Source organism: Amycolatopsis sp. A133 (assembly GCF_031082405.1).
Taxonomy (GTDB): Bacteria; Actinomycetota; Actinomycetes; order Mycobacteriales; family Pseudonocardiaceae; genus Amycolatopsis.
This window is the reverse complement of sequence record NZ_JAVHJU010000038.1, coordinates 77,387-96,292: the sequence shown is the minus strand read 5'-3', so window position 1 is coordinate 96,292 and position 18,906 is coordinate 77,387. Positions and strand designations below refer to the sequence as shown.

The window sequence follows — 18,906 nt, the reverse complement described above, 5'->3', positions numbered from 1 at the left end:
CGTACCGGCGGGTGGGTGCTGGCGTCCGCGCTGGTACCTGGCACACTTGACCGGAGCACATACCCAAAAACCGGACATTTCGGCTGGGCCCGGGTGTCCGTCGAACGGAGAAATATGCAACAGCTATTGCTGCCCCTGCTGCTCGTGCTCGTCCTCGCGGTGCCGCTGGTGATGAGCACGCGAAAGCAGAAGAAGCAGCAGGCCGCGCAGCAGGAACTGCAGAGCAGCCTGGCGCCCGGTGACCGTGTGATGACCACGTCCGGTCTCTACGGCACCGTCGCCGACGCCTCCGGCGACAACACCATCGACATCGAGATCGCGCCCGGTGTCGTCACCACCTGGCTGCGGCTCGCGGTCCGCGAGAAGGTCGAGCCGGTCGTCGAGACCGAGGAGGACTCCGTCGAGGACGCGGAGATCCCGGCCGCGGAGCCGGCGATCATCGAGTCGACCTCCGGCATCAAGGACGACGAGCCGCAGACCACCGCGCAGGTCGCGCCGCCGCTGGAGCACGGCAAGAAGTAAGCACTCCGGGGCACTCCTGGGCGGGGACGGGAATCCCGACGAAAGTCGGTACGGCCTCGCACGCCGGGCTCACGCAGCACCGAGTACTGTCTCGGTGCTGCGTGCGTGTCCGCCGTCATACCCGCGCCCGGGAGTGAATCGCACACAGTCCCTCCCGGTAACCCTCCGGGCGGGCACCGCAACGTTGGGGTCCACCCCGTCCGAGGAGACCGAAGCACCGTGGCAGCTTCAGCCGGGCATCTCCGCCCGGGACGCTATCTCGCCCTGTTCGCCTTGATCGTGATCGTCTTGTACGCGCTGGTGTTCCTCACCGGCAACCACAAGCCGACCCCGAAACTGGGCATCGACCTGCAGGGCGGCACCCGGGTCACGCTCACCGCCCGCACCCCCGACGGCGGCCAGCCGACCCGTGAGTCCCTGAACCAGGCGCGCCAGATCATCGAACGGCGCGTCAACGGGATCGGCGTCAGCGGCACCGAGGTCCTCCTCGACGGCAACAACGTCGTCATCACGGTCCCCGGCGAGCAGGGCGACCAGGCGAAGAACCTGGGCAAGACCGCGAAGCTGGGCTTCCGGAAGGTCGTCTCGGCCGCCACCCAGCCGGTGGTGCCCCCGCAGACGACCACCCCGCCGCCGGCCGCGACCCCGCCGACCTCGGGGGCCCCGAGCTCGTCGACGGCGCCTTCGTCCTCGGGCGCCCCGACGACGAGCAAGGCCGCCGGTGGCGGCGCGCCGGGCGCCGCGCCCGCGCAGCAGCCCAGCACCACGCCGGCCGCCCCGAGCAGCAGCACCCCGCCGCCGCCCGCGTCCACCCCGGCGCCGGCACCCGCGGACGGCTCGGTCGACGCGCAGACCGCGCAGGAGATCCAGGCCGCCAAGGCGGTCCGGCAGAACCCGCAGCTGATCGGCGCCGACGGCCAGCCGAACCAGGAGCTCGTCTCGAAGGCGATGGCGGCGCTCACCTGCGCGCCGAACGCCAAGGACCCCCTCGAGGGCAACGACGACCCGAAGCTGCCGCTGGTCGCCTGCGGTGACCACGACACGTACAAGTACCTGCTGGAGCCGGAGTTCCTGCCGGGCACCGAGATCGCCGACTCGACCTCGGGCTACGACCAGCAGCGCGGCCAGTGGGTGGTGAACCTCAGCTTCAAGGGCGAGGGCACCAAGACCTGGGCCGACTTCACCTCGAAGAACACCGGCCAGCAGGCCGCGTTCGTGCTCGACACGCAGGTCGTCTCCGCGCCGAACATCCAGGTGGCCATCCTCGACGGCAACACCCAGATCACCGGCAAGTTCACCCAGTCCGAGGCGAAGAACCTCTCGGACATCCTCAAGTACGGCTCGCTGCCGCTGTCGTTCGCGTCCTCGGACGCGACCACGGTGTCGGCGACCCTCGGCCTGGCCTCGCTGGAGGCCGGTCTGATCGCCGGCGGCATCGGCCTGCTGGTCGTGTTCGTCTACTGCCTGTTCTACTACCGGCTGCTCGGCGTGCTCACCATCCTGTCGCTGGCCCTGTCCGGCGCACTGGTGTTCGCGGTGCTGGTGCTGCTCGGCCGCTGGATCGGCTACACGCTGGACCTCGCGGGCATCGCCGGCCTGATCATCGCCATCGGTATCACGGCGGACTCGTTCGTCATCTACTTCGAACGGCTCAAGGACGAAATACGGGAGGGCCGGACGTTCCGGTCCGCGGTGCCACGCGGCTGGGTCCGCGCCCGGCGCACCATCCTGGCTTCGGACGCGGTGAGCTTCCTGGCCGCGGCCATCCTGTACGTCATCGCGGTCGGCGACGTCCAGGGCTTCGCGTTCACCCTCGGCATGTCCACGGTGCTCGACCTGGTCGTCGTGTACCTGGTGACGCACCCGCTGGTGGCCATGGTGTCCACGTCCAAGAACGCGTTCCTGTCCAATCCGAGGCACCTGGGCCTCGGCGCCGTGCAGCAACTGGGTTCGCAGCGGAAGAAGGCCACCTCGGTCGGCCGCGCGAACGTGAAGGAGGCCTGACGTGGGGGTCGAAGAACTGGGCACCGACGCCGAAGGCAACGCCAAGGTGGCGGCCAAGCCCGGCAAGAGGGAAAGCGTCTTCCACCGGCTGTACGTCGGCACGGGCGCGTTCGACGTCGTCGGCAAGCGCAAGCGCTGGTACGCCTTCTTCGGCGCGCTGGTGCTGGTGTGCCTGCTGTCGATGATCGTCCGCGGCTTCAACCTCGGCATCGAGTTCGAGGGCGGCACGCAGATCCAGATGCCCGCCGACGGCATCCACGGCGTGATCACCGAGGACCAGGCCAAGGCGTCGTTCCAGAAGGCGCTCGGCCACCCGGCCGCGGAGGCGCAGAAGGTCGGCACGGGCGCCGCGTCGACCATCCAGATCCGCACCGAGACGCTGAACGCGGCCGACGTCGCCAAGCTCAAGCAGGGCCTGTTCCAGGACCTGGGCCCGAAGGGCGGCAACGGCCAGCCCAGCGTCCAGGCGATCAGCGACAGCGCGGTGAGCGCGTCCTGGGGCGGGGAGATCTCGCAGAAGGCGCTGCTCGCGCTCGCGGTGTTCCTCGTCGCGGTGGTCATCTTCCTGGCGATCTACTTTGACCTGCGGATGGCCGCGGCCGCGCTGGTCTCGCTGCTGCACGACATCCTGGTCACCGCGGGGGTGTACTCGCTGATCGGCTTCGAGGTGACCCCGGCGACCGTGATCGGCCTGCTGACCATCCTCGGGTTCTCGCTGTACGACACGGTGGTGGTGTTCGACAAGGTCCGCGAGAACACGCGCGGCCTGCTCGGGCTGACCCGCCGCACGTACGGCGAAGCCGCGAACCTCGCGCTGAACCAGACCCTGATGCGGTCGTTCAACACGGCGTTCATCGCGCTGCTGCCGATCCTGGGCCTGCTGGTCGTCGGCTACGTGCTGCTCGGCTCGGGCACGCTGCAGGACCTGGCGCTGGTGCAGCTGACCGGCACCCTGGTCGGCGTCCTCTCGTCGGTCGCGCTGGCCACCCCGCTGCTGGTCGACTTCAAGATGCGCGACCCGAAGTACCGGCAGCAGGCCGAGCGGGTCCACCAGCGCCGGGCCAGCCAGGAGCGCAAGGCGGCGGCGGGCGAGGACTTCGACGCCTCGGACGACGACGCATTGGCGAAGGAACTGCGCAAGGAGAAGGCGTACGCGGCCGCGGCCAGCGTCCCCGCCCGGATCCAGAAGCAGCGCCCGGCCGGGAAGCGGAAGCGCTGACGTGCAGCTCGACGACGCCCTCGGCCTGATCGCCGAGGTGCCGGACTTCCCCGAGCCCGGCGTGCTGTTCCGCGACCTGAGCCCGCTCTTCGCGGACGCGGGTGCGTTCAAAGCGGTGACCGACGCGCTGGCGGGCACCCTCGACGATCGGGTCGAGGCGCTCGCCGGCGTGGAGGCCCGCGGGTTCCTCCTCGCCGCGGCCGTCGGGTACGCCCGCGGCCTCGGCGTGGTGCTGATCCGCAAGCCCGGCAAGCTGCCGCAGGTGGCGGGCCGCGTCGACTACGCACTGGAGTACGGCACGGCGACGGTGGAGCTGCCGGCCGGTGTGGTGCGGCCGGGCCAGCGGATCGCGGTCCTCGACGACGTCCTCGCCACGGGCGGCACGGTGGCGGCCACCGGCAAGCTCCTGGAGGACGCGGGCGCGGTGGTCGACAGCGTGTCGGTGGTTCTGGAACTGGCCGCCCTCGGCGGCCGCCAGGTCCTCGGAGACCGGAAGGTCCACGCCCTCCAGGTCTGCTGACCCCCCGACCCGCGTGACCGAACCCGGAACTCGCGTGATTGGGCCCGGAACTCGCGTGATTGGAGCCGGAACTCGCGAGTTCCGGCTCCAATCACGCCGGTTACGGCCCCGATCACGCGAGTTCCGGGCCGGATCACGCGGGTGACGGGTTCCGGCACGCCGGGATGCGGGGAACCGGCTGGTGACGGGCCCCACATCCCCCTGAACGGGCGCACCCGAGAGGGCTACGAGGCGCAACGGCTACCCTGGTGGTCCGAAGGCCGCACGAGCAGCAGGAGGTGCGGGTGAGCCAGGAGCTCGACGCCGCGGTGCCCGCGAAGCAGGGCGCCCAGCAGAACGGGCAGCCGGCGGCGGCACAGCCCGCGCCGCCGAAGCCGAACGGCGCGGCGCCGAACCCGTCCGCGACCCGGCGGGTCCGGGCGCGTCTCGCCCGGCGGATCACCGCGCAGCGCGCCGCCCCGGTCAAGCAGGTCCTCGAGCCGCTGGCCGTCATCCACCGCGAGCTCCACCCGAACGGCGACCTCGGGCTGCTGCAGCGCGCCTACGACGTCGCCGAGGAACTGCACCGCAACCAGCGGCGCAAGTCCGGCGACCCGTACATCACCCACCCGCTCGCCGTCGCCACCATCCTCGCCGAGCTCGGCATGGACACCACCACGCTCGTCGCGGCGCTGCTGCACGACACGGTCGAGGACACCGGCTACGCCGTCGAGAGCCTGAAGGCCGACTTCGGCGACAAGGTCGCCGAGCTCGTCGACGGCGTCACGAAGCTGGACAAGGTGCAGCTCGGCTCGTCCGCCGAGGCCGAGACCATCCGCAAGATGGTCATCGCGATGGCCAAGGACCCCCGGGTGCTGGTCATCAAGCTCGCCGACCGGCTGCACAACATGCGCACCATGCGCTTCCTGCCGCCGGAGAAGCAGGCCCGCAAGGCCCGCGAGACCCTCGAGGTGCTCGCGCCGCTGGCCCACCGGCTCGGCATGGCCACGGTCAAGTGGGAGCTGGAAGACCTCGCGTTCGCGATCCTGCAGCCCAAGAAGTACGACGAAATAGTGCGCCTGGTCGCCGACCGCGCGCCCTCGCGCGACATCTACCTGCGGTCGGTCATCACCGACCTGACCAGCAACCTCGTGTCGTCGCGGATCACCGCGAAGGTCGAGGGCCGGCCGAAGCACTACTACTCGATCCACCAGAAGATGATCGTCCGCGGCCGCGACCTGGACGACATCCACGACCTGGTCGGCGTGCGGATCCTCGTCGAGGACGTCCGCGACTGCTACGCCGCGATGGGTGTCGTGCACGCGCTGTGGCAGCCGGTGCCCGGCCGGTTCAAGGACTACATCGCGCAGCCGCGGTTCGGCGTCTACCAGTCGCTGCACACGACGGTAATCGGTCCCGACGGCAAGCCCCTCGAGGTGCAGATCCGCACCTACGAGATGCACCGCACCGCCGAATACGGCATCGCCGCGCACTGGCGGTACAAGGAGACCAAGGGCACCCACAACGGCAACGCCGTGGACGTCGACGAGATGGCGTGGATGCGCCAGCTCCTCGACTGGCAGCGGGAGGCGGCGGATCCGGGCGACTTCCTCGAGTCGCTGCGTTACGAGCTGGCCTCGCGCGAGATCTTCGTGTTCACGCCCAAGGGCGACGTGATCACGCTCCCGGTCGAATCGACGCCGGTCGACTTCGCCTACGCCGTGCACACCGAGGTCGGGCACCGCTGCATCGGCGCCCGCGTCAACGGCCGGCTGGTCGCCCTCGAACGCAAGCTGGAAAACGGCGAAGTCGTCGAGATCTTCACGTCGAAGGCGGAGAACGCCGGCCCGTCGCGCGACTGGCTGCAGTTCGCCGGCTCGCCGAAGGCCCGCGCGAAGATCCGGCAGTGGTTCGCCAAGGAACGCCGCGACGAGGCGATCGAAGGCGGCAAGGAAGCCATCACCAAGGAGATCCGCAAGGTCGGCCTGCCGATCCAGCGGCTGGTCTCCGCGGAGTCCATGGGCGCGGTGGCCACCGAGCTGCGCCACGCCGACATCTCTTCGCTGTACGCGGCGGTCGGCGAGGGCCACACGAGCGCGAAGCACGTCGTGTCGCGCCTGGTGGCGCTGATCGGCGGCGTCGACGCGGCCGAGGAGGAGCTCGCCGAGCGCGCGACGCCGTCCACGGTGACCCGGCGCCGCGGTTCCAACGACGTCGGTGTGGTGGTCAAGGGCGCCAGCGACGTCTGGGCGAAGCTCGCCCGCTGCTGCACCCCGGTGCCGGGCGACGAGATCCTCGGCTTCGTGACCCGCGGCGGCGGGGTTTCGGTGCACCGCACCGACTGCACGAACGCCGGCGACCTGCAGTCCCAGCCCGAGCGGCTGGTCGAAGTCGAGTGGGCGCCTTCGGCGTCCTCGGTGTTCCTGGTGGCCATCCAGGTCGAGGCGCTCGACCGGCACCGCCTGCTGTCGGACGTCACCAAGGTGCTGGCCGACGAAAGGGTCAACATCCTGTCGGCCTCGGTGACGACGTCCCGCGACCGGGTCGCGGTCAGCCGGTTCTCGTTCGAGATGGGCGACCCGAAGCACCTGGGCCACGTCCTCAAGGTGGTGCGCGGCGTGGAGGGCGTCTACGACGTCTACCGCGTGACGTCGGCTTCCTGAGTCAGAAGGCGGCGGAGACCAGCGCGCCCAGCGGCGGCAGCGCCTGGGCGAGCGCCCCACCCAGGCCCGCGCCGCGGGGACGGCTGAGGGCGAGCAGGTCCGAGACACCGAGGGCGATCCCGGCCAGCAGCATGAACCCGCAGCAGTAGAGCACCAGCCAGCGCCCGGCGCCGTCCTGGCCCGTGTGCAGCAGGACCAGCCCCAGCACCGGGCCGGCGGCGAGGAACAGGTTGTACCAGCCGACGTTGAACGACCACAGCCGGGTCGCGGGCAGGTTCGCGGTGGGGATCTTGAAGATGCCCTCGTGCACGCCGGGCCGTTCGAACAGCACCACCTCCCACGTGAACGCCAGCAGGTGCACCAGCACCGCCAGGACGGCGAAGACCTGCGCGACGGCGTTCACGGCACGAGCTCGATGCCGTGGCGCCCGGCGATCTCCGGGATCCGGTCCACTGTGGCCCGGTCGACGGCGCGGAAGAACCGGCCCATCCCGCCGGTCAGGCACAGCACGAGGAACTGCGCCGACGGCGTGTGCACCGTGAAGGTGTTGACCGCGCCCGCCGGGATGCTGATCGACGCGCCGGGGCCGAGGTCGTGGAGTTCGCCGTCGACGTAGACCGTGATGCGCCCGTGCAGCACGTAGAAGCTCTTCGCCCAGGGCTCGGTGTGCGGCGGGACGGCCGGGCCGCGCGGGGCGTCGACCTCGAACACCTCGTAGGCGCCGCCGGTGTGCTCCGCGCCGACCTTGACGGTGATCCGCGCGTCCTTGCTGTCGAGTTCCGGGCCTTCGCCCGGGGCGGTGAAGTGGGTCATGCCGAGGACGCTAGGAATTCCGGCGGCGGGGGACCATCCCGGGAAAGTGGGATATCCGGCCCGCCCCGGGCGGCGCATACTGCGTCCATGTGGGAAGGCCGGGCGCAGGGAGTGCGGCGCGAGGTCGCCGCCCTCGCGACGGCGGGCCTCGGCGTCGCCGAGCTGCACGCCGCCGCCATCGAGCTGGTCGACCGCGTGGTGCCGGCGGAGCTGACGTGCTGGGCTTCGCTGGATCCGGACACCGCGGTGATCAGCTCGATGACCAGCGGCCGGGCCCGCATCCCCGGCGAGTACGAGCCGCTGCTGGCGACGTACGAGTACGACGGCGCGCAGCCGCACACCTTCGCCGAGCTGGCGCGGCGGCCGGTGCCGGTGGCGCGCCTGTCCGACCTGCCCCGCCGGGCCGTCGAGCGCAGCGGCCGGTGGACCGAGGTCTGGCGCCCGCTGGGGCTCGGCCACGAGCTGCGGGCGGTGTTCCGGGTGGACGGCACGTCGTGGGCTGCGGCCGGCCTGGTGCGGCGCGGGGAGTTCAGCGATCGTGAGGTCGAGTTCCTGCTGTCGGTCGCCCCGGCACTGGCGGCGGCGACGCGGGTGGCCGCGCGCTCGCGGGCCGCGGGGGAGCGGGCGGAACCGGCGATCGTGGTCGTCGGCCCGGACGGCAGGCACCGGGCGGCCACCGCGGCGGCCGCGGGGTGGCGGTCCGAATTGGACGAGATCGCCCCGGGCCGCTTCGCGGTCCTGCTGCGCGCGGTGGTCACCGGCGCCCGCGCGGCGGCGACGGGCACGTTCCGCGCCCGGGTCCGCGACGCCCACGGCGGGTGGATCGTGCTGCACGCCGGCCGGCTGGTGGCCGGCGAGGACGACGGCGAGACGGTGGTGACGATCGACCGCGCCTCCGGCGCCGAGCTGCTGGGCGTGCTGCTCGCGGCCTACGGCCTGACCGCCCGCGAGCGCGACGTCTGCCGCGAGGTGCTGGCCGGAAAGTCCACAGTGGACATCGCCGCCCGGCTGGCGATCTCGGCGCACACGGTGCAGGACCACCTCAAGTCGGTGTTCGGCAAGGTGGGCGTCCGCAGCCGCGGGGAACTGACCGCGAAGCTGATGTCCTGACGATTCCGGCCGGGCACGAAGGGATATCGGTCGCATTCCGGCCGGAAATGCGGTGCCGCTTTCCGCCGCCTGCATGATACCTTCCGCAAATTGCGGGGAGCGGGCTGTCCGGCGCGCGGGGCCCCGCCTGACAAGGGGGCGGCATGGCCGACGACACCACGCGCTACCTGTGCGCGGCGTCCTACCTCGATCCCGCTTACAGCAAGCGGGCCATCACCGAGTTCCTCGTCGAGCCCACCCGTCCGGTCCCGCCGTCACCGGGGCTCGACGCGGGTCGCGTGCTCACCGAGGCGGTCCGGGCGCGGGCGCGCCGGAAGAACTTCGACGGGCTGCTGGTGCTGCTCATGGCCGTCGTCATCGGGCTGTTGTGGGACAACCCCCTGCTCTACGGCTGGATCGTGCTGTCGCTGGTGCTCGTCGCCGCGCGAGCGGGGAAGAGCGCGTCCGTGCTGGAGAAGGGGATCAACCCCAAGACGGTGGTCGTGCTCGGCGTGGCGATCGTCGTCGCCTGGCTGCTGCTGTCCTATTCGGACGAGATCTTCGGCTCCGGGAGCCGGTACTCCTCCCCCTACCGCTACGACGTCGATTACGACTACGACGATTCTCCGGGTGGCGACACCGCCCGGACCGTCATCGGTCTCGTGCTCGCGGTGGTCGTGTGCGTGGCCGTGACGATCGAGCGCTGGTCCCTGTGGAACCTGCTGACGACGCGCTTCAAGCGGTTCGGCGGGGCCGCGGACGGCGGCGGCAGCCTCACCGGGCTGTTCACCGAAGACTTCCGCGGCCAGCTCGCCCGCTACCAGGGTGGTGCGGCGCCCACCGAGGCGCCGGGGGCGCCGTTGGTGGTGTACCGCGGGTACAACCCGTTCGTCGGCGCCGGTTTCCGCCGTGACGCCTGGTCGATGGCGATCCCGCTGGAGCGGCTCGAGGACGGCGAAGGCCGGCCGAAGCTGACGACCGAGGCGTTGTACGACGGGATCCGCGCGGCGATCGCGGACCTCCGCCACGCGAACGCGCTTTCGCCGGACCACCGGCTCGGCGGGCTGACCGTGACCGAGGCGGTGTTCACCCCGGCCACGGAGCTCGTCGACCACCTCGGCGAGCCGGAAGCCGCCGCCTACCTGCCGGACATCGAGCGCCCGCCGCACACCCGGCTCACCGCGGCCGACGTCGCCCGGCTCCGCACGGAACCGAAGGAGTGGGCGCGCTACTACCTGACCTTCCAGGTGGAGACCTGGGACCGGGACCTGGTGCTCACGACGTTCCTGCACGTCGCGGTGGACGACACGACGCTGTACGTCGAGTGGACGCCGTTCATGCTGCCGCCGATCCGGGCCGAGTACCGCGTGGTGGACAAGATGCGGCCGGACTCGCTGCGCCCGCTCGGCCAGGGCCTGCTGGCCTGGCTGGAAATGCCGGCGAGCCTGCCGAGGCGGATCTCGAACCTCGCGTCGTGGATCCGGCAGCCGAAGCGCGAACCCGGCGTCCTGGACCCGGACCGCTACGGCGCCGCGAGCACGCTGCGCGAACTCGCTTCGGTGAACCTGTTCACCGACTACTTCCAGCTCGTCGACATCCAACGCTACGAGAAGATCATCGAAAGCCGGCTCCTGCCGGCCATCGGCAAGCTCCTCGGCGACGCCGGCTTCTCGACGGCGAAGTTCGAAGAGCAGGCGGCGGTCGTGATCAACAACGACGTCACCATCCGCGGCGACAACCGCGGGCCGATCACCCAGACCGGGCTGCGCACCCCGCGCCCCGCCCGCCCGCGGCCCCCGGCCGCTTGACCAGGACGGACACCTGATGGGCCACCGCATCACGAACAAGGTCAGCATCGGCGGCGACAACTCCGGCCGCATCACCCAGACCGGCGTCGAAGCCGGCGGCGCGGAAACCGCGGTCTCGTCGTTGCTCGGACTGGTCGAGCGGCTGACGACCGAGGTGCGCGGCGGGGACCTCGCCAAGCAGGAGGTCCTGGAGGACACGCTGACCGACCTGGCGGCCGACTTGCGCGAGGGCGAGGCCGCGGAGCCGGCCGTGGTGCGCAGCCGCTGGGAGAAGGTCAAGGGCTTGCTGGGCGGGCTGGCGCAGTTCTCCGAACTGGTCGCCAAGATCTCCGAGCAGGTGCAGAAGATCTTCGGCTAGAGGAACTTCCGCAGCAGGGCGTTCACCTCGTCCGGCCGTTCCATCGACGGCAGGTGCCCGGTGTCGGCCAGCTCGACGAGTTCCGCGCGGGGCAACGATTCCGCCAGGTGCGCGGACAGCTCGACCAGCCCCCGCGCGTCCGACGTCCCGATCACCACCAGGGCGGGCGTGGTGATCTCGGCGAGCCGGTGCCGGGTGTCCGGGATCCGTTCCGTCCACTGTGGAGTGGTCCAGTCGTGCCGGTACACCTGCTCGCACATTTCCCGTACCCGCGCGACCATGGCGGGGGGCAGGACCGAGACGTCCCGGTCCGGCCCCGCGACCAGGTACCGGATGTTGGCTTCGGCCATGGCCCGGACGTCCGCCGGGTCGACGTCGCCTTCCCGGGCCTGGTAGCGGGCGAACCGGTCGGCGGGGACAGCCTCGGCCCCCAGCCGCGCGAAGTCCGCCAGCATGTGGTCCGGCCAGACGTGGCCGGTCAGGCCGGAGCCGAGCAGGGCGAGCCGGGTGATCCGCTCCGGCGCGGCGAGCGTGGCGTCCAGTGCGCACGCCCCGCCCATCGACGCCCCGACCAGCGCGGCCTGCTCGATCCCCCGGGCGTCGAGCAAGGCCAGCAGGTCCTCGTAGTGGGCGTGTTCGCCGTTCTCACCGCGGGTCTCCCCGAAACCGCGGCGGTCGTAGCGGATCACCCGGTGGGTGGCGGCGAGCTCGGTGAACTGTGCGTCCCACATCCGGCGGTCGCCGAGTGCGGCGTGCAGCAGCACGACCGCGGGCCCCTCTCCCGCCTCGTCGTAGCCGAACGCGGTCCCGTCCACTTCGATCGTCGCCATGGCCCCAAACTAACCACCCGACCGCGTCACACACCGCCGGTTTCGCTGAGGGCGAGAAGCTAGGGTGCGGTTCATGACCGACGGATTCGACCTGACGCGCGACGGTGCAGTCGCCCGCCTCACGCTGACGCGGCCGGAAAAGATGAACGCCATCACCTACGGCATGTGGTCGGCGATCCCGGACGTCGTGGCCGGGGTGGAGGCCGACCCGGCGCTGAAGGTGCTGGTGATCGCCGGGGCCGGCGAGCACTTCTCCGCGGGCGCCGACATCAGCGAGTTCGGGGAGCTGCGCACCACGGCGGAAGGTGCGGCGAGCTACGACAAGGCCGTCGAGGGCGCGGTCGCCGCCCTCACCGCGATGCGGAAGCCGTCGGTCGCGATGATCCAGGGCAACTGCATCGGCGGCGGCTGCCAGATCTCGGTCGCCTGCGACTTCCGGTTCGGCGCCGGCGGCGCGCGGTTCGGCATCACCCCGGCGAAGCTCGGGATCGTCTACCACTTCGACTCGACGCGCCAGCTCGTCTCGCTCGTCGGCCCGGCCCACGCCAAGTACTTCCTCCTGTCCGGCGAGCTGATCACGGCCTCCCGCGCCCGCGAAATCGGCCTGCTCAACGACGTCTTCCCGGCCGGTGACCTCGAGACCTCGACGCTGGCCTTCGTCGAGACGTTGTGCTCGCGCTCCCAGGCGTCCGTCCGCGGCATGAACCGGATCATCGAAAAGATCGTCGCCGGGCAGGAAACCCCGGACGCCGAGGTCGAGGAAATCCGCGCCGATGCCCTGCACGGCGAGGACTACGCGGAAGGCGTCGCCGCGTTCCTCGAGCGGCGGCCGCCGCGGTTCACCTTCCGCTGACCGGCCTTCAGGCGTCGAGGTAGGCGCGGAAGTGCTCGGCGACGACGTCGGTGACGCCGGCCGGGTCGAGCTTGCCGTCGATCTCGATGACGCGGATGCCCAGGTCCCGCGCCGCCCGCACGGCGTGGGCGGCGAGCATCCGGTCGCGCGTCAGCCGGGTGCGCTGCACCGGGATCGCGGGTCCGTCCGGCCGGTGCCGGAGCTGGTGCTGGCGGAACAGCTCGGTCGGCACGAGCACCACCATGCGGCCGGGGGAGTCCACGAGCGGGGCGACCAGTTCCGGCCGCAGGCCCCGGCCTTCGGCGACGATCGGGCGCGGCGAGGTCAGCGCGCGCAGGTCGTCGACGGCGCAGCGGAAGCGGTGCCCGAACTCGGCCATCATCGCGGTCAGCTGGTCGCCGGCCGGGAGGTCGTCCGGCAGCGGGGTGCCGGGCCGGGCCCGGTCGTCGTGGTGGTAGGTCGTCAGGCCGTGCCGCTCGGCCAGCAGCCGCGCCACGGTGGACTTCCCGGTCCACGGAGCGCCGCCGATCCACAGCGCTTTCCCGACGGTGCCGAACGGATCCCAGGTCATGAGACGACTATCGCGGGCCCGGCCGCCCGATGGCCAGTGTTCCGGCGCCGGTTGATCCGTTCAGCGCAGAGTGACCCGGCACGCACATCCCGAGGTCACGAGGCGTTCCCGTCGCCGTCGACCACGAGCACCGTCGAGCTGTCCGCGAAGTCGGGTTCCGGGCCGATCCGGAAGTGGAACCGCGAGCCCGGCCGGACCGCGGCGATCACCTGGTTTTCGGCCGTGTCGAGCACGATGATCGCGAGCTCGGAGGTGATCGGCTCCGGGCGCAGCACGACGTCCGGACGCGGTTCGGGGACCACGATCGGCAGCGGCAGGGTGCCGCTGACCGAACCGGAGGCGAAGTCCTCCTCCTCGCGCGCGGGCGGTTCGAACGGCGACGGCGGGAGCAGCTGCGGGCGCCGCCGCCACCAGAGCCCGGCGAGCAGGCCGGTGAGCAGGCCACCGGAGCCGCTGACGGCCGAAGCCAGCCCGACGCCGAGACCGGACGTCTCTTCGGCAGGAGCGGGCGTCGCGGCCGGGGTGACGGGCGGGGCCGACGGCAGCGGGCCGAACTGCACGCCCGGCTCCGGGGCGGCGTCGTCGGGCAGCTGGAGCACCTGACCGGGCTCGATCGCCGCCGGATCGGTGAACGGCGTGCCGTCCGGCCGCAGCCTGCCCTGGTTGAGCCGGAAGATCTCCGGGAAGCGCCGCCCGTCGCCGAGCGCGCGCTCGGCGATCTTGAACAGCGTGATGTCCTCCGGGTTGTCGGCGTGCGGCACGATGAAGTACTTGACCGGCGCCGGTGGCGGGGGATCGCTCTGCGCGAACGCGGGGCCGCCGGCGAGCACGGCGAAGAGGACGCCGGCGCAGCCGGCCTGACCGGCCCGCCCGAGGACGCGGCGGACCGCGGGAACCCGGTTTTCGACCATCGTCGGCACCTCTCCCCGGCGACCCCGGCGGGTCAGGCGGTGTTGCCCCTCTACACGGGGCCGGTGCGGACGCGGTTCAGATCTTGTCCGGCGGCACGGTTTCGTACGCCTCGGCGAGCAGCTCCACCGCGCGGTCCGCGGGCGGCAGCACGAGATCGTCGACCGCGGCGACCGCACGGCCCGGCGTCTCGGAATTCGTCAGGAAGACGGCGTCGAAGTCACGCAGGTCGGCGGGCCGGACTTCGCGCCGCTCCTGCGGCACGCCGAGCCGTCGCAGCGCTTCCTGCTGCACCAGCATCGTGATCCCGGGCAGCATCGGGGCTTCCGGCCACACGATCGTGTCCCCGGCGAGGAAACCGGCGTTCCAGATCGACGCCTCGCTGATCCGGCCCTGGCGGTCGACGAACAACGCGTCGTCGAAGCCGGCCAGGCGGGCCTGCCGGGATTCGTGGATCAGGCCGAAGGTGCCGAGGTGCTTCACCTGCGGCAGATCGCGCTCGTAGCGCACGGTCCGCAGGCGCAGCGGCGCCGGGTCGGGCGGGCGCGGCGGCCCCGTCCGGACCAGGATCTCCGGGGTCATCGGCTCGTCGAACGCCCGCGGGAACACGACGACCCGGACCGAGAGCGCGGGTTCGCCCGCGACCGCCCGCCGGACGTAGGAGCGGACGAGCTCGACGTCGAGGTCGGTGCCGAACAGCAGCCGCGTGCTCGCCGCCAGCCGCTCGAGGTGGAAGGCGAGCCCGCGGACCCGCCCGTCCCGGACCTGCATCGCGGTGAAGTGGCCGTAGGAGACCATTCCCGCGAGCGCGGCGTCCGGGCCGAGCGGATCCCCGTTCAGCTCGATGCGGGACAGCGCCACTACTGGACGGTGACCCCGGTGAACTTGACCTGCTTGGTCGGCGCTCCGGTGCCGTCCTGCGGGTTCGGGTTCGCGATGCCGGCCTTCGCCACCGCGTCGAGCACCTTCAGGCCCTCGTCGCTGATGCTGCCGAACACCGAGTAGTCCGCCGGGAGGCCGTCGGCGTTGCCGTAGACCATGAAGAACTGGCTGCCGCCGGAGTTCGGGGCCTGCGTCTTCGCCATGGCGAGGATGCCGCGCCCGTACTTGATCTCCGGGAACGCCTCGTCCGGCATCGTGTAGCCGGGGCCGCCCTGGCCGTCGGTGGTCGGGTCGCCGGTGGCCGCGGGGTCGCCGCACTGCAGCATCTGCAAGCCCTCGGTGCCGAGCCGGTGGCACATGGTGTCGTTGTAGAAGTTCTGCTTGGCGAGGCTGATGAAGCTCTGCACCGCGCAGGGGGCGAGCGCGCGGTCGAGCGTCAGCGGGATGTCGCCCGCGGTGCTCTTGAGCGTCACGTTCACCGTGCCGGTCGACGGGACGTTCTTGCCGTCGGGCGCGTTCACCTTCTTCGGCGCCTTGCCCGTCGCGTCGGCCTTGAAGTCGCACGTCGTCGGGTTCGGCAGCGGGGTCGCCCGCTTCGGCAGCGCGGTGCGCTGCGTCGGGATCTGGAGATCGGTCGGCGGCGGGGCGGCCGAGGACGACGACGCCGCGGCGTTGGTGCTGTCGCCGCTGTTCGCGCTCACGATCCACACGACGACACCGGCGACGACGAGGACGGCCACACCGACCACACCAGCCCCGATCATCCGGCGTCGCTTCTGCTGCTCCAATCGGCGCTCGAGTTGCCTCTCGAGCTTGCGCTTCGCAGCTTCGCGGCGCTGCTGGTTGGTCGCCACCCCGTACCCTCCCAGGTTTCCGCTCGTGTCACACGTCTGAGGTAGCGGCAGTGTATGGGCACAGCCTGTGAGGACCATGTACAGGGCCCGCTAGTCTCAACCCGATCGTGATCGGCGCCATCCGGCGCGGATGTCCGGGGAGGCGTTCGGTGCTCGTCGTCGGGTTCGGCAGCGGCCCGCTGCAGGCCAACTGCTACCTGCTGGCGGAAGCCGCCGGCGGGCCGTGCGTGGTCGTCGATCCGGGGCAGGAGGTGGCCGCGCCGCTGGCCACCGCGCTCGAGGAGCACCGGCTGGTGCCGTCGGCGCTGCTGGCCACCCACGGGCACCCGGACCACGTCGCTTCGGCCGCGGAGCTGTCGGCCGAGCACGGCGTCCCGGTGCACCTGCACCCCGCCGACGCTCCGCTGTACGACGGCGCCAGCGTGCCGCTGGAGCCGGGCGCGTTCGCCGGGTTGGACATCGACGTCCGGCACGTGCCCGGCCACACCCCGGGATCGGTGGTCCTCGGCTTGCGGACGGCCGAGGGCGGCCGGCTCGCGCTGACCGGCGACACGTTGTTCGCCGGGTCGATCGGCCGCGGGGACGTGGCGGAGGCGGTGCGGGACCTGCTGGCGGCGTTCCCGGACGACACGGTGGTGCTGCCGGGCCACGGCCCGGCGACGACGATCGGCCGGGAACGCGCGGGCAACCCGTTCCTCGCCGGGACGGGGGCGTGAGCATGGCGCAGGAGCCGTCCGAGCGGGTGGCGCTGTTCGAGGAGGACCCGCGCGGCCGTCGCCGCCGCGGGATCTCGGGCCTGATCGGCGTGGTGATCGTCGCCGCGGCGTTCGGCGGGATCGCCGGCCTGATCGGCGGCACGGTGACCGGCCTGGTCGTCGCGCTGGTGATCGCCCTGCCGCTGCTGTACGTGATGGCGGTGAGCATCCGCCGCCGCGTCTGGCTGGAGGGCTCGACGCTGCTCGTGCGCACGTGGGGGCTGCGCCGCGTCGACCTGGTGACCGCGACCCGCCTCGACCTCGTCATCGGCGACGTCCGCGGCAACCGCACGGTGAGCCTGCTGGTCAACGCCGGGCAGCGGGGCAAGGTGGCGAAGGTCGACCTCGCCGTGTTCTCCGGGACCGGCGGACGCGAGCTGGGCATCCTGCAGCTGCGGAAGCTCGCGAACGCACTGATGAACAACACCGAGGCGAACGGCCTGGTGTTCGGCGAGCTGCTGGTCGCCGAGCTGAAGGCGGAGGCGCGCGGATCCGGCGTGGCCGAGCGCCCGCTCTACCGGCTGGCGTCGGTGGCGCCGTCGGGCAAGTACGTGCAGCGCTTCACGATGGAGGCGGTCAGCCGCTTCGTGGCGACGCTGGACTGAGTGACGCTGGACTGAGTCACGCCGGCGTGCCGCCGAGGTGCCCGGCCGGCTCGCGGGAGGCGATCAGGGCGGCCAGGACGGTGGTCACCGGCACGGCCGCGACGATGCCGACGCTGCCGGCGAGCGTGCGGATGATCTCCTGCGCGATGTCCTCACTGCCGAGCAGGGCACCGAGCCCGACCCCGGAGATCGACGAGTACAGCAGCACCGGCAGCGCGGCCCCGGCGTAGGCCATCACGAGCGTGTTGACCGCCGAACCGACGTGGTCGCGGCCGATCCGCAGGCCCGAGCGGTACAGCTCCCGCCAGGTCAGGTCCGGGTTGGCGCGGCGGAGCTCCCAGACCGCGCTGGTCTGGGTGACGGTCACGTCGTCGAGCACGCCGAGCGCGCCGATCACGACGCCGGCGAGCAGCAGCCCCCGCGCGTCGATGCCGTGACCGAGCGACCCGATCAGCGTCGACGTGCTGTCGTCGAGCCCGGTCAGCGAGGCCGCGGCGGAGAAGATCGCGGACAGGACGCCGATGAGGGCGAGGCTGACGAGCGTGCCGAGCACGGCCGCGGACGTCCGCGCGGACAGGCCGTGGGTCAGGTACAGCGCGATGAACATGATCGCGCCCGCGCCGGCGATGGCCACGACCAGCGGGTTTTCCCCGGCGAGGATGGCGGGGAGGATGAACAGCGCGATGACGACGAAGGACAGCCCGAGCGCGACGAGCGCGGCAACGCCCTGCCAGCGGCCCAGCACCAGCACGGCGACGGCGAAGAGCGCGGCCAGCACGAGCAGCGGGGTGCCGCGCTGGAAGTCGACCAGCTGGAAGCTCGCCGGATCCCCGGCGTTCCCGCCGTTGTAGGCGAGCACCACGGCGTCCCCGGCGGCGAAGCGCGGTGTGCTGGGCTCGATCGGCACGGTCAGCCGCAGCGGCTTCCCGCTGGCCGGGCCGTCGGTCATGGTGAGCTCGACGGTCAGGCAGGGTTTCGCGTTCGGGTCCGTCTGGTCGCCGACCTGCACCTGGCCCTGGGCGAGGCAGGGGCCGGTGGCGGTGGCCCCGACGTCGGCGTGCACGGGGGTGCCCTGGGGGACGACGCTGGTGGGGGAGGCCTTGCCCCAGGGGTAGAGGACGATCATCCCGACGACGGTGGCGAGGGCGAGCGGAGCCAGCAGCCAGATCAGCAGCAGCCGGACGCGGCGCGACGCCGGGGCGGCGGGGCCGTGGTTGTGGCCGTGGCCATGGCCGTGTCCGGTGGGCGCGGGTCCGGTTTCTGCCGCGGTTTTGCGCCGAGGGCGGGCGCCGGGGTCGGGAACCCGCTGCGGTCCGGTGTCTCCGCGGCGGGTGCGTGGTGCCGCTGCGTCCCCGCGTCCGGTTTCACCCGGAATCCGCTGCGGCCCGGTGTGGCGGGCGGCGCGCTGGGGCCCGGTGTCGGTTCGCTTGTCCTCGGCGGGGATCCGCTGGGCGCCCGTCGTCCCCGACGGAAGGCGCTGGGACCCCGTCTCGGTACGGCGGCGGGCGGGGTCGGCCGCGCGGCGGGCGTCCTCGGACGGGGCCCGGCGGGCAGGTTTCCGGGGCGTAACCGGCGTTCCGGACGTGCCGTGGCCCGGCGAAAGGGACACCTCGTCCGTGATCCGGCGGATCGGGCCGGTTTCGTCGTCGTCGAGGTCGGGGCGGTCCACCCG

19 protein-coding genes are annotated in these 18,906 nt (G+C 72.0%); 11 read left to right on the top strand and 8 right to left on the bottom strand.

Translation table 11 applies throughout. From position 1 onward, the window contains the following. The first annotated feature begins 114 nt into the window (after positions 1 to 114). The 5 genes from yajC (at position 115) to Q5425_RS25435 (ending at position 6,907) form a co-directional block, all read left to right on the top strand. Positions 115 to 522, top strand: coding sequence for a preprotein translocase subunit YajC (gene yajC / locus Q5425_RS25455; protein ID WP_308674824.1), 408 nt, complete (start codon positions 115 to 117; stop codon positions 520 to 522). A gap of 219 nt (positions 523 to 741) precedes the next feature. Beyond that, on the top strand, positions 742 to 2,526 hold the full coding sequence (gene secD, locus Q5425_RS25450; RefSeq protein ID WP_308674823.1) for a protein translocase subunit SecD: 1,785 nt from the start codon (positions 742 to 744) through the stop codon (positions 2,524 to 2,526). 1 nt (position 2,527) lies between these two features. Then, positions 2,528 to 3,745: a protein translocase subunit SecF gene (gene secF / locus Q5425_RS25445; RefSeq protein ID WP_308674822.1), complete on the top strand. Its 1,218-nt coding sequence runs from the start codon at positions 2,528 to 2,530 to the stop codon at positions 3,743 to 3,745. A gap of 1 nt (position 3,746) precedes the next feature. After that, complete coding sequence (locus Q5425_RS25440; protein WP_308674821.1) at positions 3,747 to 4,265, top strand: adenine phosphoribosyltransferase; 519 nt, start codon at positions 3,747 to 3,749, stop codon at positions 4,263 to 4,265. A 284-nt stretch (positions 4,266 to 4,549) separates the two neighbouring features. Continuing rightward, entirely contained in the window at positions 4,550 to 6,907 is a 2,358-nt protein-coding gene (locus tag Q5425_RS25435) for a bifunctional (p)ppGpp synthetase/guanosine-3',5'-bis(diphosphate) 3'-pyrophosphohydrolase (RefSeq protein ID WP_308674820.1), read from the top strand. Between the two features lies 1 nt (position 6,908). On the opposite strand, the gene Q5425_RS25430 is transcribed toward Q5425_RS25435, so the two are convergent. Together Q5425_RS25430 and Q5425_RS25425 are read right to left on the bottom strand one after the other, a co-directional pair. Next, positions 6,909 to 7,310 (bottom strand): DUF1304 domain-containing protein, encoded by a 402-nt coding sequence (locus Q5425_RS25430; RefSeq protein WP_308674819.1) that lies wholly within the window; start codon positions 7,308 to 7,310, stop codon positions 6,909 to 6,911. Further along, positions 7,307 to 7,720 (bottom strand): cupin domain-containing protein, encoded by a 414-nt coding sequence (locus tag Q5425_RS25425; RefSeq protein ID WP_308674818.1) that lies wholly within the window; start codon positions 7,718 to 7,720, stop codon positions 7,307 to 7,309. Before Q5425_RS25425 ends, Q5425_RS25430 begins: the two co-directional genes overlap by 4 nt. An 87-nt stretch (positions 7,721 to 7,807) precedes the next feature. On the opposite strand from Q5425_RS25425, the gene Q5425_RS25420 reads away from it, so the two are divergent. From Q5425_RS25420 to Q5425_RS25410, 3 genes are all read left to right on the top strand, one after another. Next, positions 7,808 to 8,830, top strand: coding sequence for a helix-turn-helix transcriptional regulator (locus tag Q5425_RS25420; protein WP_308674817.1), 1,023 nt, complete (start codon positions 7,808 to 7,810; stop codon positions 8,828 to 8,830). Between the two features lie 143 nt (positions 8,831 to 8,973). Further along, positions 8,974 to 10,617, top strand: coding sequence for a hypothetical protein (locus tag Q5425_RS25415; RefSeq protein ID WP_308674816.1), 1,644 nt, complete (start codon positions 8,974 to 8,976; stop codon positions 10,615 to 10,617). 16 nt (positions 10,618 to 10,633) lie between these two features. Beyond that, on the top strand, positions 10,634 to 10,975 hold the full coding sequence (locus tag Q5425_RS25410; RefSeq protein WP_308674815.1) for a hypothetical protein: 342 nt from the start codon (positions 10,634 to 10,636) through the stop codon (positions 10,973 to 10,975). Here Q5425_RS25410 and Q5425_RS25405 read toward each other — a convergent pair. After that, positions 10,972 to 11,805: an alpha/beta hydrolase gene (locus Q5425_RS25405; RefSeq protein WP_308674814.1), complete on the bottom strand. Its 834-nt coding sequence runs from the start codon at positions 11,803 to 11,805 to the stop codon at positions 10,972 to 10,974. The genes Q5425_RS25410 and Q5425_RS25405 overlap by 4 nt on opposite strands. Before the next feature lie 73 nt (positions 11,806 to 11,878). Between Q5425_RS25405 and Q5425_RS25400 the strand changes: the two genes are divergently transcribed. Further along, on the top strand, positions 11,879 to 12,658 hold the full coding sequence (locus Q5425_RS25400; RefSeq protein WP_308674813.1) for an enoyl-CoA hydratase-related protein: 780 nt from the start codon (positions 11,879 to 11,881) through the stop codon (positions 12,656 to 12,658). A 7-nt stretch (positions 12,659 to 12,665) separates the two neighbouring features. Here Q5425_RS25400 and Q5425_RS25395 read toward each other — a convergent pair whose 3' ends face one another. The 4 genes from Q5425_RS25395 to Q5425_RS25380 all read right to left on the bottom strand — a co-directional run bounded on the left by Q5425_RS25395 (position 12,666) and on the right by Q5425_RS25380 (position 15,874). Continuing rightward, positions 12,666 to 13,229, bottom strand: a complete 564-nt coding sequence (locus tag Q5425_RS25395; protein WP_308674812.1) for a hypothetical protein — start codon at positions 13,227 to 13,229, stop codon at positions 12,666 to 12,668. Between the two features lie 95 nt (positions 13,230 to 13,324). Beyond that, positions 13,325 to 14,140: a hypothetical protein gene (locus Q5425_RS25390; protein WP_308674811.1), complete on the bottom strand. Its 816-nt coding sequence runs from the start codon at positions 14,138 to 14,140 to the stop codon at positions 13,325 to 13,327. Between the two features lie 76 nt (positions 14,141 to 14,216). Next, a complete protein-coding gene (locus Q5425_RS25385) occupies positions 14,217 to 14,999 on the bottom strand; it encodes an aminotransferase class IV family protein (RefSeq protein WP_308674810.1) in 783 nt (260 codons plus the stop codon). After that, entirely contained in the window at positions 14,999 to 15,874 is an 876-nt protein-coding gene (locus tag Q5425_RS25380; RefSeq protein ID WP_308674809.1) for a peptidylprolyl isomerase, read from the bottom strand. Before Q5425_RS25380 ends, Q5425_RS25385 begins: the two co-directional genes overlap by 1 nt. 149 nt (positions 15,875 to 16,023) lie before the next feature. Between Q5425_RS25380 and Q5425_RS25375 the strand changes: the two genes are divergently transcribed. Next, positions 16,024 to 16,590: an MBL fold metallo-hydrolase gene (locus Q5425_RS25375; protein ID WP_308674808.1), complete on the top strand. Its 567-nt coding sequence runs from the start codon at positions 16,024 to 16,026 to the stop codon at positions 16,588 to 16,590. A gap of 2 nt (positions 16,591 to 16,592) precedes the next feature. Continuing rightward, entirely contained in the window at positions 16,593 to 17,234 is a 642-nt protein-coding gene (locus Q5425_RS25370; protein WP_308674852.1) for a hypothetical protein, read from the top strand. Positions 17,235 to 17,250: 16 nt separating this feature from the next. On the opposite strand, the gene Q5425_RS25365 is transcribed toward Q5425_RS25370, so the two are convergent. Beyond that, the gene (locus Q5425_RS25365) at positions 17,251 to 18,903 is read right to left on the bottom strand and encodes a YibE/F family protein (protein WP_308674807.1); all 1,653 of its coding nucleotides are present in this window, start codon (positions 18,901 to 18,903) and stop codon (positions 17,251 to 17,253) included. Between the last annotated feature and the right edge of the window lie 3 nt (positions 18,904 to 18,906).

Bases quoted from the DNA above. Each gene is read 5' to 3' on its own strand.
- yajC (WP_308674824.1), top strand. From the start codon at position 115: ATGCAACAGCTATTGCTGCCCCTGCTGCTCGTGCTCGTCCTCGCGGTG.
- Q5425_RS25425 (WP_308674818.1), bottom strand. From the start codon at position 7,720: ATGACCCACTTCACCGCCCCGGGCGAAGGCCCGGAACTCGACAGCAAG.
- Q5425_RS25420 (WP_308674817.1), top strand. From the start codon at position 7,808: ATGTGGGAAGGCCGGGCGCAGGGAGTGCGGCGCGAGGTCGCCGCCCTC.
- Q5425_RS25415 (WP_308674816.1), top strand. From the start codon at position 8,974: ATGGCCGACGACACCACGCGCTACCTGTGCGCGGCGTCCTACCTCGAT.
- Q5425_RS25410 (WP_308674815.1), top strand. From the start codon at position 10,634: ATGGGCCACCGCATCACGAACAAGGTCAGCATCGGCGGCGACAACTCC.
- Q5425_RS25405 (WP_308674814.1), bottom strand. From the start codon at position 11,805: ATGGCGACGATCGAAGTGGACGGGACCGCGTTCGGCTACGACGAGGCG.
- Q5425_RS25400 (WP_308674813.1), top strand. From the start codon at position 11,879: ATGACCGACGGATTCGACCTGACGCGCGACGGTGCAGTCGCCCGCCTC.
- Q5425_RS25395 (WP_308674812.1), bottom strand. From the start codon at position 13,229: ATGACCTGGGATCCGTTCGGCACCGTCGGGAAAGCGCTGTGGATCGGC.
- Q5425_RS25390 (WP_308674811.1), bottom strand. From the start codon at position 14,140: ATGGTCGAAAACCGGGTTCCCGCGGTCCGCCGCGTCCTCGGGCGGGCC.
- Q5425_RS25370 (WP_308674852.1), top strand. From the start codon at position 16,593: ATGGCGCAGGAGCCGTCCGAGCGGGTGGCGCTGTTCGAGGAGGACCCG.